This window comes from Bacillus tequilensis KCTC 13622, from assembly GCF_000507145.1.
In the GTDB taxonomy this organism is placed as follows: domain Bacteria; phylum Bacillota; class Bacilli; order Bacillales; family Bacillaceae; genus Bacillus; species Bacillus tequilensis.
Genome location: NZ_AYTO01000016.1, coordinates 39,765 through 56,354 on the forward strand (window position 1 = coordinate 39,765; position 16,590 = coordinate 56,354).

Sequence of the window (16,590 nt, forward strand, 5' to 3'; positions counted from 1 at the left end):
TGATTATTATAACACTAAAATTTCTATCTTTTTTACTATACAGGAAATATGAAAAGAAATTTTAATGTGATTTGGACTATGCATCCATAAAAAAGCGGCTCCATTTAGGCGCCGCTTTCTTTTATGCTAATTCTGTTTTTTCATATACAGGTAGAGCCCGTAATCTGTCGGAGCGGACGCGTATCCTGCTTGCCGCAGCATTGCCGCGATATTGCCGCGGTGGTATGTCCCATGATTGACAACGTGGGGAACCAGCTCGGAAACAGCCGTCTTCATGATTCCGCCTGAGGGGTTTTGAATGTGGAGAGGTTTATTAAGCTGTTCTTTTTGCTGTAAAAATAATGTATATCGCTCGGATATCTTCAGAAACAGGTCTTCCATTTCCTCCATTTCTTTTGCCTCTGTCTGCTCTTTAAGCTGTTCAGCTAACGCCAAAGCATCGTTCATGTTTTTGCCGGAAAACACTTCAATCCAGCCGAGATCAGAAAGATACACATGAGACAGCACATGGGAGATCGACGGAAACACACTTTGCATGTCTTGGCGGTACACCTCTTTTGGCAGCTCTTTTAATCGGTTGAATATTTGCTGATTGGCCCACACGTTATATTCATACAGTTTTAATAAAAAATCTGACATGTTCATTTTCCCCTTTCGCGTTGATAACTCCTATTATACACGAACAAACGTTCCGGTTGGATTCGAAAATAAAATATATTGACAGACATAGTTTAGGGGAATAAACTAATTACCATTGATCATAAAGTTTAGAGGGATAAACTATAATGAGGAGGGGAAGATGTTGAATGAACAAAAGCTATGTCAGGCGATAAACCTGTTTGTGGAAGTATTGCTTGAAGGGACAGAATTTGTGCATCGTGAAATCAATCAGGATGTCTTCAAGCATATCTCAAAGGAACAAGCAGACCTGTTGAAAATCTTAAAAGTCAAAGGCCCAGCCTCTCCCGGCAGTCTGGCCATGTATCAAAATGTACATAAGAGCGCGATTTCTAACAGACTGAAAAAGCTGATCGATAAGGGTTTTGTTGAATGGGATGACTGTCCGGTGAAAAGTGATAAGCGCTCTAAGCTGATTAACATCACAGCCAGCGGTGAACACATCATGGAAGAGTTAGATGCAGCCATCTTTAACGCTCTTAAGGAGCTGATCGATGATATAGACGAGGAACATTTGAATTCCATCATAGAGTTATTCACCATTCTCAAAAGCAAATTTAAAGGAGGAGATTCTGCAGAATGAGAGCCATCATCAAATTCAAATGGGCAATTGCAGCCGTTATATTGGCACTTACCGTCGTATTGAGTTTATTTTCTCCGAACTTGACGGAGCTGGCCAATCAAAAGGGGCAGGCCCAGCTTCCCGCTGATGCTGTTTCAGAAAGAGCAAACGCCATTTTAAAACAAGCAGGAGAAGACAATCATTCGATCAGTGTAGTCTTTCCTTTAAACCACGCTTTAAAGAAAGAAACAGAGGACCAGCTCCGCGCCATGATCGATAAAATCAAAAAGATCGACGGTGTGGAAGAGGTCACGTCTCCTCTGACAGCGGAAAAAGAAGTCAAAGACCAATTGATATCAAAAGACAAGAAAACCGTCCTCATTCCTGTTACGATCACAGGTTCCGATAAAAAAGCGGAAAAAATCGCGGATGACATTTATAAAATCGTCCCTGATGATTTGACAGCGTATATTACGGGAGCTTCTCTCATCAATCAGGATTTCGCCCACAGCTCGGAGGAAGGGCTTAAGAAAACGGAAGTGATCACAGTCTGCCTGATCATCGGTTTACTGCTGATCGTGTTCCGATCTGTTGTGACGCCTTGTATCCCGATTGTTGTTGTCGGTTTCTCGTATCTGATCAGTCAATCCATACTTGGCATCCTTGTGTACAATGTTGATTTCCCAATCTCGACGTTTACCCAAACCTTCTTAGTCGCCATCCTGTTCGGTATCGGAACAGATTACTGCATTCTGCTTCTGACCCGATTCCGTGAAGAATTGGCAAACGGTCATGACAAAAAAGAAGCGGCGCTTATCGCCTACCGTACAGGAGGAAAAACCTTATTTATCAGCGGATTTGCGGTATTGATCGGATTTTCCGCCTTAGGATTTGCGAAGTTTGCGATTTTCCAATCCGCAGTGGGAGTCGCAGTTGGTGTCGGAATTCTAATGATCATCCTCTACACATTGCTGCCATTATTTATGGTGACGCTTGGGGAAAAATTATTCTGGCCTTCTAAGAAAGTGCTGTCGCACAGTGACAATAAGTTATGGGCGTTTCTCGGCAGACATTCCGTCGCTCGTCCGTTTCTGTTTATTGTCATCACGGTCATGATCACACTTCCGTTCATCTTGACCTATGATGACCAGATTTCATTCGACTCGACTGCGGAAATCAGCAGCGATTATAAATCCATAAAAGCTCTTGAGGCCATTAAGGATGGATTCGGTGAAGGAAAAGCGTTTCCGATCAATGTTGTCGTGAAAGGAGACAAAGATCTCACAACAGCTGATACAATCCCTTATCTCGGAAACATCAGCAAAGCGATCGAAAAAGTCGATCATGTTGACTCTGTCATGACCATCACACAGCCGACCGGTGAAAAAATCAAAGATTTATATATTGATAAACAGCTAGGCTCAGTTTCAGACGGACTGGATAAGACGGTGAAAGGAATTGCCGATGTCCAAAGCGGTTTAACAGATATAGAAAATGGATTGAATCAAATGGCGGGGCAAACCGGTTCAGCCTCAAATAGCGGCTCCGGCGGTTCACTTGGCGATGCGGCAGAGGGCTTGGGCAAAATCAATCAGCAGCTGCAGCTCGTCAGCAAACAGGTTTCTCAAACCGGCAATACTGCTGCACAGACCGCACAGCAGCTTACAGCAATCAGCGGACAGCTAGGCCAGGTTCAAGCCGGACTTGAACAAGCGAACCAGAAGCTTTCAGGCCAGCAGGCGCAAGCCGGAACCTTGTCTGAAAACTTGAAGAAGCTTGCCGATGGCGTAAAGAGCGCAAATGACGGCCTGACAAAAATCTCTGACGGCATGACAGCTTCCAGTGATGTGTTAAAGGACATGAGCAAAAGCCCAACCGTAAGGGATACAGGCATATTCCTTCCTGACCAAGTTATGAAGGACAAAGACTTCAAGAAGGCCATTGACCAGTATTCCTTTGCAGACGGAAAAGGCGTGCAATTAAGCATCGTCCTGGATTCCAATCCTTATTCAGAACAAGCCATTGCGACAATAAACCAGATCAAAAAAGCCGTGGCAAACGAAGTTGACGGCACTCCTTTCGAGGACTCTCAGATCGTATACGGCGGGGTCACGAGTATGAACGCAGACTTAAAAGAACTGTCCACAACGGACTTCTCCAGAACAATGGTGATCATGATTATTGGCCTGTTTATCGTGTTAACCATTTTGTTCCGCTCCATGATCATGCCGATTTATATGATTGCGTCATTGCTGCTGACGTACTATACGTCGATATCGATCACAGAATTAATATTTGTAAACGGCTTAGGAAACGCCGGCATCAGCTGGGCAGTACCGTTCTTCAGCTTTGTTATCTTGATCGCGTTAGGCGTGGATTATTCAATCTTCCTGCTGGACCGATTTAAGGAAGAGGTGCGAATGGGCATTGAGCAGGGTGTCGTCAGATCAATGAGTAAAATGGGGTCGGTCATTATAACGGCTGCCATTATTTTGGCCGGCACGTTCGCGGCGATGATGCCTTCAGGCGTCAATACGCTGATGCAGGTGGCAAGTGTCATCATTATCGGACTCTTGCTGTACGGCCTTGTCATTCTTCCGCTGTTCATGCCGGCAATCATTGTGACCTTTGGGGAAGGGAACTGGTGGCCGTTTGGCAGGAAGAAAGTAAAAGAATAATCGAGAAGGAGTGATGAATTTCATCACTCTTTTTTTATAACAAATGACAAAAATAAATATTTGTCATTTGTTTTTGGTTCTGCTAATATGTCCTCAAGGAGGTGTCTCATGCGGCCCTGAAAAGCCGCAGCACTATGAATAGATCTTCAGAAGGTGACGTGTTAACCAAAAAACAAATACTGACAGCGACAGAAGAAACATTAAGGCGTTTTGGTGTCGCCAAAACATCAATCACGGATGTAGCGAAAGCATTACATGTAAGCCATGGAACGATCTATCGCCATTTCAAAAGCAAAAAAGAGATTTTAGAAGCGGCGACTGAAATGTGGCTCAATGAAAAGATCATCGCGCCTCTTACCGCTGTATATGAGGATTCTTCACTAAAAGGCGCTGCGCATGTGAAAGCTTATATCAAAAAATTGTTTACACTTAAGCAGTATTATGCTGCTGAAGATGAAGAATTATTTGCCATGTATGCGAAAGTGACGGGGGAATGCTCTGAGATGGTCAATAATAGCATTGTTCATATGGTCAAGCAGCTGAGTGTCCTTTTGAAGGAATGTGACACGAAATCAAATGATCATGAAGTGCTCGCGCGAGGCATTTTTTTCGCAACAGAACGTTTTCACCATCCCGCTCATGCGTACGAGTGGAAAAAAGGCACGATTGAAGAGGAATTTGAAAGTGTTTGGTCATTGCTTGAAAATGGTTTTTTGGCTTTTACAGAAAAATCGTAATCAATCGGAGGGTGACATACATGGAACAGGTGAAAGGAAAAACAGCGATAGTAACGGGGGCTTCAAGAGGGATAGGCCGTGCGATTGCCGAACAGCTGGCTGATCTCGGCATCAAAGTCGCAGTTAATTTTTCAAGCAGCCCGGAAAAAGCGGAAGAGGCTGTGGAAGGCATTAAGAAAAAGGGCGGAGAAGCTGTAGCCATCCAAGCCGACCTCAGCAAGGTAGCCGGCGTCGAGTCGTTGTTTACAAAAACCATCGAGGCCTTTGGAAAAGTAGATATTTTAATCAACAATGCGGGCGTCAATATTTATCAGCCAATCGAAGAAGTCACAGAGGAAGACTTCGACAAGCAGTTTAATCTCAATGTAAAAGGAACGTTTTTCGCCTGCCAGCAAGCGATGAAATACATGGAGGAAAAGGGGAGAATCATCAACTTCTCGACATCCGTCGTCGGTCAAATGTTTCCGACGTACAGCGTATACGCGGGAACAAAAGGGGCGGTCGAGCAATTCACCCGCCAGCTTGCAAAAGAATTAGCTGTAAAGCAAATTACCATTAACGCGGTTGCGCCTGGGCCGGTGAACACTGAGCTGTTTACTGTGGGCAAAACCGAGCAGCAAATTGAAGGCCTGAAAAAGACCGTCGCACTCGGCCGTATTGGCGAACCCGAAGATATTGCAAATGTCATCGAGTTCCTTGTAAGTGAAAAATCACAATGGATTACAGGCCAGACGATCCGCGTGAACGGCGGCTTTATTTAAAACAAAGAGCCCGGGACATATCCCTGGGCTCTTTGTTTTATTTCCACTCTGCAATTGTATCAATCGGCAGACGGTAGGAAGCGTAGCCTTCGTCTGCTGCTTTTCCGATAGAAAGAAGCATGACCGGTACATAACGTTCTTTATCTAGTCCGAATGTTTCTGCGATGTTTTCTTTATCGTAACCGCCGATCGGGTTTGTATCGTAACCGTGCGCGCGTGCAGTCAGCATCAGCTGCATTGAAACAAGACCACCGTCAATCAGGATCGTTTCACGGTTCACCTGTGCCGGAAGCTTTTCAAAATGAGCAGTCAGCGCGGCGATTTGTCTGTCTTTGACCTCCTGCGGCATGTAACCGAGTTCAACGGCTTTAGAATAAATTTCTTCTAAGTAGTCTGCATTGTTCATGTCTGCAAATACAGCGATGACAGCAGATGATGTTGTGACTTGTGTTTGGTTAAAGCTTGCGAGCGGTGCGAGCTTTTCTTTTCCTTCCGGGCTGTCAATGACGAGAAAACGCCATGGCTGTGCGTTAACAGAAGAAGGCGCGGTTGTTGCTTCCTCTAAGATTTCTGTCATTTCTTCTTTACTGATTTTCACTGTCGGATCATAGTTGCGAATGGAACGGCGTCCTTTCATAATCTCCATAAAATCATTTGTTTTTATCATGTTGATACACTCCTCTTATGCTTCAATATTGTTTATGTTGTTCCGCATGCGCGCCAGCACATCAATGAGCAGGCGGCGCTCGTCTGCACTTACATTTGCGAGCATTTCCTTCATGAAACGCTCCTTTTCTTTCTTGGAGGACTCGATTCGCTCTCTTCCTTGGTCTGTTAATCGAACAAGAGTGATACGGTTGTCCTCAGGCTTGCGCCGTCTTGAGACCATGCCTTTGGCTTCCAGCTGTTTCAGGTGCCTCGTGACTGCTGCGCCATCAATATTTACTTTCTTTTGAAGGTCGCTTTGACTGATCTCATCTGCATGATAAAGCAATGTCAGCAATTCCAAACGAGATTGGCTGATGCCCGTGCATGCTTCGAACTTCACGCCAATCACCTTGTTCACGCCTTGCAGCTGATATAAAATCTCGGCTTCCTCTGAACAAAATGACGCCAAAACCCATCCCTTCCTTCTTGTCAAAAATATTAATTGATATATCAATGATTGACACGTCAATTAATATACAACGATTGATTTCAGATTGCAAGCCATTTGCACATTTAAACCTCTCGGAGATGAAAACTGGGAGGTTTTTGTCATCCTTGCGGCTCGGGATAAAACATCAGCAGAAAAAAGCTGAGTTGATGTAGCTGTGCGGAGTGATCCTGCCAACTGCAAGGCGTCTCCGGAAGAGAGCATGTGCTCCTGATGATGGTGAAGATGAATCGTTCGGTGTTGCTTCCAATAAGATTGTCAAACACGAGCCGATTAACGACCGCTGGATGTTCGGCTAAAATCTTACAGCGTATGCGTGCAGGGTGCTGTCTTGTGTGGCAGGTGCTGTTTTTGGCAAGCGGATTACCGATCCCGAATCGTTCGGACTTGATTTTGCGGTGACCGCTCCATTACTGTGATCAGCGGTGTACTTCTTATGGCGGGTGTGCGATTATAGGCATAAAAAATAGGCTTGGCACTTCCCGGATCAGGGCTGAAAAACCCTGATTTTTTTCTGTCTTTCATTCAAGCTTTAAGCGGCTTTCACAGGCTGAAAGTTATGATACAATATACAAATGTTTTACAGCTTCAATCCATCGTTGGAGCTGACATCCATTTTAGATGAGGGACTAGGTTGAAGGGAAGGTTTGATAACATGCTGCACAATCCAACTGGAAAAGAACGCTTGGCATTGGCGTTTTTGCTCGGCATGCTTGCTATATTGGGCCCGCTTAATATAGATATGTATTTGCCGAGTTTTCCTGAAATCGCGGATGATTTATCAGCAAATGCTTCACTTGTACAATTAAGTTTAACAGCCTGTCTGGTCGGGCTGACGATCGGCCAGCTGATCGTCGGGCCGGTCAGTGACGCACAGGGAAGGCGGAAACCGCTATTAATCTGTATTTTTTTATTTGCGTTATCGTCTCTGTTTTGTGCGCTGTCGCCCAATATTACAACATTAGTGGCCGCGCGTTTTTTACAGGGATTTACCGCTTCCGCAGGGCTTGTGCTGTCTCGCGCTATCGTCCGCGATGTGTTTACCGGAAGAGAGCTTTCTAAATTTTTCTCGCTGTTAATGGTGATTACAGCTGTTGCGCCAATGGTCGCGCCTATGACAGGCGGTGCCATTTTGCTTTTGCCGTTCGCAACATGGCACACAATTTTTCACGTGTTAATGATCATCGGATTTTTACTTGTTCTTCTGATTGCATTGAGGCTAAAAGAAACGCTGCCGCCGGAAAAACGGATTCCAAGCTCAATCGGAACATCTGTTAAAACGATGGGCAGCCTGCTGAAGGATCGGTCCTTTATTGGGTACGCGTTAACGGTCGGATTTATTCACGGGGGAAGCTTCGCATATGTGTCAGGCACGCCTTTTGTATACCAGGATATCTACGGAGTGTCGCCGCAGGTGTTTAGTATTCTTTTCGGCATTAACGGCCTGGCGATTATATCGGGCAGCTTTATGATCGGGCGCTTTGGCGGAATCATTCATGAAAAAAGTCTCCTTCGCACGGCCGTCATTACCGCTATGATTGCGACTGCTGTGCTTTTGACCATGACGATGATTCACGGCCCTCTTGCTGCATTAGTCATATCCATTTTCATTTACATGATTACGATCGGCATGGTTCTGACCAGCACGTTTACGCTGGCCATGGAAAAGCAGGGGCACCGCGCCGGGAGCGCAAGTGCGATGCTTGGCATGCTTCCGCTGCTCCTCGGTTCGATCGTGTCGCCGCTAGTAGGCATTAATGAGACAACAGCCATCCCAATGGGAGCGATCATGTTTGTGACAGCGGTCATCGGCTCGCTCGCGTTTTTTGGATTAACGAAAGAACGAGCGGAGCAAAACTCATAAAAAAACCTGACGTCACGTCAGGTTTTTTTGTTTATTTAGAATAACAACAGCAGGCCCGCAATCGCCGGAGTCAAAAAGATGGCTGATTTTAAGACCGCCTTTGGCATAAGGTTGGTGAATTTCGCGCCTACATAGGCACCGCACATTGTGCCAACCAGAACTTTGATCAGCAGGACATAATCGACAAATCCTTCTGAGATATATCCGATGCCTCCTCCCACAGCGAGAGGAATGATCACAAGCATCGTCGTTCCAACGGAATGGCGGATGGACAGATTCAGCATAATCATTAAACCGATTTGAATAAAAGGCGCCGAGCCGATGCCGAACGTGCCGGAAAGAATGCCGGCTACAATTCCTAAGATGACCGCTCTCGTATACGTTGAAAGAGTGCTCTGATTCATTTGAGCCTTCTCTTTTAAAAGAAACAATCTGATTAAGATAAGAATCGCTGATAAAAACAACATCCCGGCCGTCAAGTAGTGAAGCAAATCAGCCGGAATAAAAGATGTCAGCTTGGCGCCGAAAAATGAGCCAACCGCAGCAAAGCATCCCACTGTTAAGCCGATTTTTATTTGAATGTTGCCCTCACGATAGTGGCTGTACGCCCCTGATAAGCTGGTGAAAGCCATGCCGGCGAGGGAAGTGCCCAGCGCCGTATGAATCGGAATATGGAAAAGAAGCGTTAAAAGTGCAATGACAAAGCCTGCTCCCCCGGCACCAATAAAACCTAAAATAATTCCGAGAAGAAACATAACAAGAATAATGAGCATATTTTGTCCTCCATTGAAAAGATATAAAAATATAATAGTGCGCTATTTTGGCAGAGGTATGGTGTCCTATTGACGATGAAAAACACGCGGATTTTTCAGTTGCCAGTAGTCCGTCGACCGTCGTTTAGCAAACATATCGTACCTTAAATTGTGAGATCTGACAAGGCTGTTTGTTGCTTCCCATTACTATCTGTTATATGATTTTGATGAAGAAAAGCCCTTGAATATATTCAAAAGAGGTATTATATATGGACGATTTTAAATTAGACAAACCGACTCCTTACTACCTGCAATTTTATAACCAGCTGAAAAAAATGATCTTCAACGGGACTTTTAAGCCGGGGGAACGGATAAACGAAACACAGCTGGCGAAAAGCTTTGGCGTCAGCCGCTCACCGATAAGGGAAGCGATGCGGCTGCTTGAGAAAGACGGTTTGTTAAAAGCAGATGACCGAAATGGATTTTCTATCACGTCGTTAACGGCAAAAGATGTTGATGAAATTTATAAAATCAGAATTCCGCTGGAGCAGCTGGCAGTCGAATTAGTCATAGACGAAGCGGCTGAAGAAGAGCTTGCCATACTTGAAAAACAGCTTGAAGCAACAGAGAAAGCCATTCACAATGGCACGGAAGATACGGAAATTATCCGTTTAAACCAAAAGTTTCATGAGCTGCTTGTTGATTTCAGCCATAACCGGCATTTGAAAAATCTGCTTGAACATGTAAATGATCTGATTCACTTTTGCAGAATTCTCAATTATACCGGCGACCACCGTGCAGAAACGATACTGAATGAACACCGCAAGATATTTGAAGAAGTGAAAAAGAAAAACAAAGAAGCGGCCAAACAGTATGTGATGGCTCATTTCAATCATGACTGTGAGCATTTGAAGCGAGTGCTTGAGGAAGGAAAAGAGAATTGATTTTCGTGATCAGGTACCAAGGGGAAGTCGCCCCTTGGTATTTTTTATGTGCTTACCTACATATATAAGAGACCCGATTAATAAGATTTTATGATGGATTGACTAACGAATAATGGGGGTTAAACATGTTTATCCATATCGTCGGGCCTGGTGATTCTTTGTTTTCCATAAGCAGAAGATACGGTGCTTCTGCTGACCGAATCCGGGGTGTGAATGGTTTAGAAGAGACAAATATCGTGCCGGGGCAGGCTCTGCTTATCCCTCTTTACGTATATACAGTCCAGCCGGGGGACACGCTGACCGCCATTGCAGCAAAAGCGTTTGTTCCTTTAGAACGGCTGCGGGCCGCGAACCCTGGCATCAGTCCAAATGCGTTACAAGCGGGAGCAAAAATAACGATTCCTTCTATTTCAAATTACATTGCGGGCACGCTAAGTTTTTACGTGCTTCGAAACCCTGACCTTGATCGGGAGCTAATCAATGATTATGCGCCATATTCGTCTTCGATATCGATTTTCGAATACCATATTGCACCTAACGGCGACATTGCAAACCAATTGAATGACACGGCCGCTATTCAGGCAACATGGCAAAGACGGGTGACCCCGCTTGCCACCATAACGAACCTTACATCAACAGGGTTCAGTACAGAACTCGCTCACCAAGTCCTGAATAACCCGACAGCAAGAACCAATCTGGTCAACAATATTTATGACTTAGTATCCACAAAAGGATATGGCGGTGTGACAATCGATTTTGAACGTGTAAGCGCCGAGGACCGTGATCTTTTCACTGGATTTTTACGTCAGCTGAGGAATCGTCTTCAGGCGGGAGGGTATGTGCTGACAATAGCTGTTCCGGCAAAAACAAATGATAATATTCCATGGCTGAGAGGCTATGATTACGGAGGAATAGGAGCGGTTGTCAATTATATGTTTATTATGGCTTATGATTGGCATCATGCCGGAAGTGAGCCGGGCCCTGTAGCACCCATTACCGAGATCAGGAGAACCATTGAGTTTGCGATTGCGCAGGTGCCGAGCAGAAAAATCATTATCGGAGTCCCGCTCTACGGGTACGACTGGATCATCCCATACCAGCCGGGCACAGTTGCTTCAGCGATTTCAAATCAAAACGCAATCGAAAGAGCGATGAGGTACCAAGCCCCGATCCAATATTCAGCCGAATATCAATCACCGTTTTTCCGGTACAGTGATCAGCAGGGGCGAACGCACGAAGTATGGTTTGAAGATGTCAGAAGCATGAGCCGGAAGATGCAGATCGTCCGCGAATATAGATTGCAGGCTATAGGCGCTTGGCAGTTAACCTTGGGCTTCACGCCAGGCCCATGGCTTCTGCGGAAATTTTTTACGATCAGAAAGGTATAAAAAGGGGCACCAGAGCTAGGTGTCTTTTTTTGATTCAGCCTACAGGAGCAGAATCGTTCAATCATTTGTCCCTTGCATGGGGGTGCGTTCCCATTTTACGATTAGTAGTGTCTGATCAAATAAAAACACCAGAATGCGATGTGAGAGGGAGCTGTCAAAATGAAATCAGTATTAATATTAAATTTTCCTGCGGAAGGCCATGTGAATCCTACCTTAGGTATCACAAAAGCGTTTTCCGATAAGGGATATGATGTGCATTATATTTCCACTGAAAAATACAAAAAACGATTAGAAGCAGTCGGAGCAACTGTCCATCTTCATCGGGATCTGCTGCGAACAACACCTATTCATATCGGTTCGCCCAATGGCATTCTTGATTTCTTAAAAATCCATATCAAAACCTCGCTGGATATTTTACAAATTGTGAAAGACTTATCTAAGAACATTCAATTTGATTTTGTGTATTATGATAAATTCGGCGCGGGAGAGTTGGTGAGGGACTACTTAGATATCCCGGGTGTTTCTTCATCAGCGTCCTTCCTGTTTGGCGAAGAGCATCTGAAAACCCTGCCGCTGCATCCGGAATCAGGAGCACCGCTTGAAGTGGATCAAGAGTGCGAAGACCTTTTGGCAAAAATGAAAAAAATGTATGGTGTCGCCCCGAAAAACATGGTTCAATTCATGAACAATCAAGGGGAATTGAATGTGGTGTATACAAGCCGTTATTTTCAGCCTGAAAGCGATCGTTTCGGGGATGAATGTCTGTTTATCGGTCCGAGCTTTCCGAAGAGAGCGGAGAATACAGATTTCCCGATTGAACAGCTAAAAGGTGAAAAGGTCATTTATATTTCCATGGGGACGGTTCTGAACAATACGGAGGAATTCTTCAACCTTTGTATTGACGCATTTTCCGGATTTAACGGAAAAGTCATCATCGCTGCCGGAGAAAAAGCGGATCTGACCAAATTAAAGCAGGCGCCGGAAAACTTTATCGTCGCTCCGTATGTCCCTCAGCTGGAAGTGCTGGAGCATGCTGATGTGTTTATTACACACGGAGGAATGAACAGCGTAAATGAAGGCATTCATTTCAGCGTGCCGCTGGTTGTCATGCCTCATGACAAGGATCAGCCGATGGTGGCGCAGCGCCTCTCTGAACTCCATGCAGGCTATGTCATCTCTAAAGATGAAGTCAATGTCCAAATATTAAAACAGGCTGTTGATGAGGTTTTACACAGCGATCAGTATACGGCAGGCATTAAAAAAATCAATCAAAGCTTCAAAGAGTGCACGGACATGGAAGAAGTGCTGGAGCGGATTGATGAATTGATTCGTCAAAAAAACATATAAGCAAAGAACTCCCGTATCTATTTGGCACGGGAGTTCATTTTTTAAAACTTGATCTTGATCTTTTGAGCATCGCTGATTTTCTTATGATTGTGGTCAAAGACGTCACTTGTTGTGATTTCGATCCACTTAATCTCCGCTTTTTTCTTATCAGCACCTTTATCATGGGCATGGCCGCTTGGTGCGTTCACAATAAAGCCGAGGTTTCCGGACTTTTCGGCTCTGTCTTCCAATTCACCATTTAATCCTTCCAGATAAATATCCTTGTTCCAATCAAAGGCTTCCCCTGTATTTGTTTTCAGCAAGGCAATCGGCGCAACATTTACTTTCTTTGAAGATGTGTTTTTGATCTCAACGAAGATCTTAACGAAATCAAACTCTTCATCGTGCGTTAACACGTGAAAATAATCAATCATGCTGTAGTCCGGGCGCAAATGAATCAGCTTCATTTCTTTTACTGTTAGCTCCACATCGCCCATTTTATATGTTTGATTCACTTGCTTGATATTCTTTAAGACGGCTTTTCCCTTGTCATCAGAAAACGTTTGGCCAACCTTCAGCAATGACCGGTCATCGGTTACTTGGGAATTAGGCTGATACTCATCTGAACTGTCTTTTTGAGAGGACGTGTTTTGCTTTGTGGCTTTTACCGCTTGCTCTCCGCCCGTATTTGGTTTTTCTGAACTTACGTTTGCTGAGCAGCCCGCAAGTATGATGGCAAAAATAAAAATTGAAAGAATTCTTTTCATGATGATTCCTCCATTAAAAAGAAAGCCCGTTACTTCACACAAGCAACGGGCCACCTTGTATTCTTTTACTTATCGTTAATCTTAATGTTGTATTGTAAAGCCTTGAAGACATTTTTGGCGATTTTTGTATTATCGATTTGGCCGGCAAATGTCTCACTAGACGGACCGTACGCATAGACGGGAACATCTTCACCGGTATGTCCGCCTGTTGTCCAGCCGGTGTGTGAGCGTTTATTGAAAATGGTCTCGATCGCATTATCGATATCCTGCACTTCCTTCGATTTGGCTGCTTCTTCAACAGATTGAATTTCGGCTTTTGTTAGAGCCAATTTCTTTTGATCGATGTATGTTTTTAGTGTCTTTTCAACATCCGCGCCGTCAGCGATTTTTTCTGCCATAAAGTCAGGTGTGCGCTTTGCCGCTTTAATGGGTTCACTGAACCAGTTGTAGATACCGTCCGCACCAATGGAATACCCGCCGGTGGAGTGGTCAGCCGTTGCGACAACTAATGTGTGTTTGTCTTTTTTGGCAAAATCAATAGCCGCCTTATAAGCTTGTTCGAAGTCTTCCATCTCACTCATGGCGCCGACGATATCATTGTCATGTCCCGCCCAGTCAATCTGACTGCCTTCCACCATGAGGAAGAAACCGTCTTTATCCTTGCTTAATTTTTTAATCGCTGTGTTTGTCATATCTTTTAATGAAGGAATGTCCTTCGTGCGGTCAATCTTTTTAGGAAGGCCGCCGTCAGCGAATAGGCCGAGAATTTGGCTGTCTTTATTTTTCAGCATGTCCTTGCGGTTATCCACATAGCTGTATCCCGCTTTTTTGAATTCCTTGATCAAATTGCGGTCCTTGCGATCAAAATTGCTTTTTCCTCCGCCGAGAAGGACATCAATTTTGTGCTTGCCGTTGACCATTTCATCGAAATAATCATTGGCAATGGAGTTCATATTTTTCCGGCTGTGATCATGTGAACCGAAAGAGGCGGGAGTGGCGTGTGTAATTTCTGAAGTGGCCACAAGCCCAGTTGATTTTCCTTTTTCTTTCGCCGCTTCAAGTACTGTTTTGGCCTCTGACCCGTCGTTATCCACCGCAATCGCATTATTGTATGTTTTAATTCCCGCAGACATAGCCGTTGCCGCGGCTGCAGAATCTGTCACGTTTTCCTCAGGATCATCGGGATAAGTCGTTTGCTGGCCGACTAAATATTGGTCAAAAGCCGTAGGCTCCACAGTTTTTGTCTTTTGATTATCCTTTAAGTAGCGATAAGCAGACGTATAAGACACACCCATTCCATCACCAATCAGAACGATAACATTCTTCGTTTCGCCTTGGTTCCCCTTTTTCTTTTCCTGGGCGCTGGCTTCAGGAAGACTTCCGCTGGCTAAGCTGCTGAACGCAATAGATGATAAAACCGCGATAGGCAGTAATTTCTTCGGGAATTTTTTCAACTGGATAACCTCCTAAAATATATGTATCTCAATTACAACCTCATTATATTTTTAAACTGTTAAGCTAATATTAATCGATTTTAAAGATTGGATTTACAAGGCGAATTGGTCGTACATGCTGTTGCCAAACATTGAGGTTCCCTTTGTGGGAATTTTGGAAGGAGAGAACGATATGACTAAAGAATGCAGTAGAAAGAATAGGTATTGGCCGCAGGTAAGGATTTGATCAAACCAAGCGTTCAATAATGCGAGGGATTAAACTTTGCAGAAAAATACCGCTGGAAATCACCATCTCGGATGAACCCCAATGCTTGGCAAAAAAATCAGTCATCATATGTTTCGGCAACTCATTGCTAGGGACGATCTTCATCGCAATCCTCCTTTCAGAAAATAGCTAATATCAATATATACAAGATATAATAATATGAAAATAGATGTTGAGGTGACGGCATGGAAATCAACGATATCATTTACGGACAGCACCAAATAGACGGAGTGCTGGAAGAGCTTATCAAGAGCAAGCCGGTGCAAAGGTTAAAAGGAATCTATCAAGGCGGAGCGAGCTTTTTAGTGAATCGAAAGTGGGATGTGACCCGGTATGAGCACTCCATCGGCGTGATGCTTCTCATCAAAAAGCTGGGAGGAACGATAGAAGAGCAGATAGCAGGCCTGCTTCACGATGTGTCGCACACAGCTTTTTCTCATGTCGTCGATGTTGTTTTTGAAAATGAAGCGGAAGACTACCATGAAAATATCTTTCAACAAGTCATTTTTCAATCTGAGATTCCGGGAATTCTAGAAAAACACGGATATGATGCCGAAGAACTTTTAACAGACGATACGAGATGGACATTGCTCGAACAGCCCGCACCGGAGCTCTGTGCCGATCGGACAGACTATACGCTGCGCGACATGTACCGATATGGGCACATTAGTTTGCATGAAGCGCAAACCTTTTTGGATCATCTCATTGTGAGAAACGGAAGGATGTTTCCGGATGGTATTGAAGCTGCTGAATGGTTTGTCAGGATATATTACAAAGAAGTAATTGATTTCTTTTTGAATCCCGTGAATGTATATGGCTATGAATACGTAGCACGAACGTTGAAGGCTGCGCTGCGTCACCATGTCATATCCGCGGAAGATCTGTTGAAAACGGATCAAGAGGTACTCGACATCCTGCACGCATCCAAAAATGAAGAAGTGCTGAGCCTGCTTACACATATCCATCCCCGCGTTCAAGTAAAAGAAGATGACATCCAGTATGATTTCCATCAAAAGAAGAAAATGCGCCTCATCGATCCATCCGTTTTTCATCAAGGCGAATGGGTCAAAGCCTCTGCGGTATCTGAAAACATCAGAAGATGGGGCGAGGACGCTTATCAAAAAGCGAAAAAAGGTGTGTATATAAAAGTGTTGCATCACTAATTGCCGCGTCACAGCGGCTTTTTTCATGTTTGATTTTGCAAACTAAAGGGAATAGGACAAACTGAGGGACCGTTTTATGAGAATATCAGCGTATT

The 16,590-nt window shown here is 44.4% G+C and carries 15 protein-coding genes and 2 pseudogenes; 10 read left to right on the forward strand and 7 right to left on the reverse strand.

Features of this window, described 5'->3' with window-relative positions; all coding sequences use genetic code 11:
• Positions 1-126: 126 nt before the first annotated feature.
• Positions 127-639: a damage-inducible protein DinB gene (dinB, locus tag V756_RS0106655; protein ID WP_024714000.1), complete on the reverse strand. Its 513-nt coding sequence runs from the start codon at positions 637-639 to the stop codon at positions 127-129.
• A 163-nt stretch (positions 640-802) separates the two neighbouring features.
• On the opposite strand from dinB, the gene V756_RS0106660 reads away from it, so the two are divergent.
• The 4 genes from V756_RS0106660 to V756_RS0106675 all read left to right on the forward strand — a co-directional run bounded on the left by V756_RS0106660 (position 803) and on the right by V756_RS0106675 (position 5,416).
• Positions 803-1,261, forward strand: coding sequence for a MarR family transcriptional regulator (locus V756_RS0106660; protein WP_024714001.1), 459 nt, complete (start codon positions 803-805; stop codon positions 1,259-1,261).
• Positions 1,258-3,918 (forward strand): MMPL family transporter, encoded by a 2,661-nt coding sequence (locus V756_RS0106665; protein WP_024714002.1) that lies wholly within the window; start codon positions 1,258-1,260, stop codon positions 3,916-3,918. Before V756_RS0106660 ends, V756_RS0106665 begins: the two co-directional genes overlap by 4 nt.
• A 134-nt stretch (positions 3,919-4,052) precedes the next feature.
• Positions 4,053-4,655 (forward strand): TetR/AcrR family transcriptional regulator, encoded by a 603-nt coding sequence (locus V756_RS0106670; RefSeq protein ID WP_024714003.1) that lies wholly within the window; start codon positions 4,053-4,055, stop codon positions 4,653-4,655.
• A 20-nt stretch (positions 4,656-4,675) separates the two neighbouring features.
• Positions 4,676-5,416 (forward strand): SDR family oxidoreductase, encoded by a 741-nt coding sequence (locus tag V756_RS0106675; protein ID WP_024714004.1) that lies wholly within the window; start codon positions 4,676-4,678, stop codon positions 5,414-5,416.
• A 37-nt stretch (positions 5,417-5,453) separates the two neighbouring features.
• Here V756_RS0106675 and V756_RS0106680 read toward each other — a convergent pair whose 3' ends face one another.
• A complete protein-coding gene (locus V756_RS0106680) occupies positions 5,454-6,083 on the reverse strand; it encodes a nitroreductase family protein (RefSeq protein WP_014112842.1) in 630 nt (209 codons plus the stop codon).
• Between the two features lie 15 nt (positions 6,084-6,098).
• The gene (locus V756_RS0106685; RefSeq protein WP_081719794.1) at positions 6,099-6,593 is read right to left on the reverse strand and encodes a MarR family transcriptional regulator; all 495 of its coding nucleotides are present in this window, start codon (positions 6,591-6,593) and stop codon (positions 6,099-6,101) included.
• Between the two features lie 203 nt (positions 6,594-6,796).
• On the opposite strand from V756_RS0106685, the pseudogene V756_RS1000000124330 reads away from it, so the two are divergent.
• Positions 6,797-6,988 (forward strand): annotated as a pseudogene (locus tag V756_RS1000000124330) (branched-chain amino acid ABC transporter permease); the annotation flags it as partial.
• Positions 6,989-7,227: 239 nt separating this feature from the next.
• Positions 7,228-8,436, forward strand: a complete 1,209-nt coding sequence (locus V756_RS0106695) for a Bcr/CflA family efflux MFS transporter (protein ID WP_024714006.1) — start codon at positions 7,228-7,230, stop codon at positions 8,434-8,436.
• 35 nt (positions 8,437-8,471) lie between these two features.
• Here V756_RS0106695 and V756_RS0106700 read toward each other — a convergent pair whose 3' ends face one another.
• The gene (locus V756_RS0106700) at positions 8,472-9,209 is read right to left on the reverse strand and encodes a sulfite exporter TauE/SafE family protein (protein ID WP_024714007.1); all 738 of its coding nucleotides are present in this window, start codon (positions 9,207-9,209) and stop codon (positions 8,472-8,474) included.
• 248 nt (positions 9,210-9,457) lie between these two features.
• Here V756_RS0106700 and V756_RS0106705 point away from each other — a divergent pair, with 248 nt between their 5' ends.
• The 3 genes from V756_RS0106705 (at position 9,458) to V756_RS0106715 (ending at position 12,867) form a co-directional block, all read left to right on the forward strand.
• Positions 9,458-10,132 (forward strand): GntR family transcriptional regulator, encoded by a 675-nt coding sequence (locus V756_RS0106705; protein WP_024714008.1) that lies wholly within the window; start codon positions 9,458-9,460, stop codon positions 10,130-10,132.
• A gap of 125 nt (positions 10,133-10,257) precedes the next feature.
• Positions 10,258-11,520 carry a glycoside hydrolase family 18 protein gene (locus tag V756_RS0106710; RefSeq protein WP_024714009.1) on the forward strand — a complete coding sequence of 421 codons (1,263 nt, stop codon included), beginning with the start codon at positions 10,258-10,260 and terminating at the stop codon, positions 11,518-11,520.
• Between the two features lie 159 nt (positions 11,521-11,679).
• Complete coding sequence (locus tag V756_RS0106715) at positions 11,680-12,867, forward strand: macrolide family glycosyltransferase (RefSeq protein WP_024714010.1); 1,188 nt, start codon at positions 11,680-11,682, stop codon at positions 12,865-12,867.
• 41 nt (positions 12,868-12,908) lie between these two features.
• On the opposite strand, the gene V756_RS0106720 is transcribed toward V756_RS0106715, so the two are convergent.
• The 3 genes and pseudogenes from V756_RS0106720 to V756_RS1000000123360 all read right to left on the reverse strand — a co-directional run.
• Complete coding sequence (locus V756_RS0106720; protein WP_024714011.1) at positions 12,909-13,613, reverse strand: membrane lipoprotein lipid attachment site-containing protein; 705 nt, start codon at positions 13,611-13,613, stop codon at positions 12,909-12,911.
• Between the two features lie 65 nt (positions 13,614-13,678).
• Positions 13,679-15,067, reverse strand: a complete 1,389-nt coding sequence (locus V756_RS0106725) for an alkaline phosphatase family protein (protein WP_024714012.1) — start codon at positions 15,065-15,067, stop codon at positions 13,679-13,681.
• A gap of 268 nt (positions 15,068-15,335) precedes the next feature.
• Positions 15,336-15,437, reverse strand: a pseudogene (locus V756_RS1000000123360) (GNAT family N-acetyltransferase); the annotation flags it as partial.
• A gap of 80 nt (positions 15,438-15,517) precedes the next feature.
• Here V756_RS1000000123360 and V756_RS0106735 point away from each other — a divergent pair.
• Positions 15,518-16,495 carry an HD domain-containing protein gene (locus tag V756_RS0106735; RefSeq protein WP_024714013.1) on the forward strand — a complete coding sequence of 326 codons (978 nt, stop codon included), beginning with the start codon at positions 15,518-15,520 and terminating at the stop codon, positions 16,493-16,495.
• The last annotated feature ends 95 nt before the right edge of the window (positions 16,496-16,590 follow it).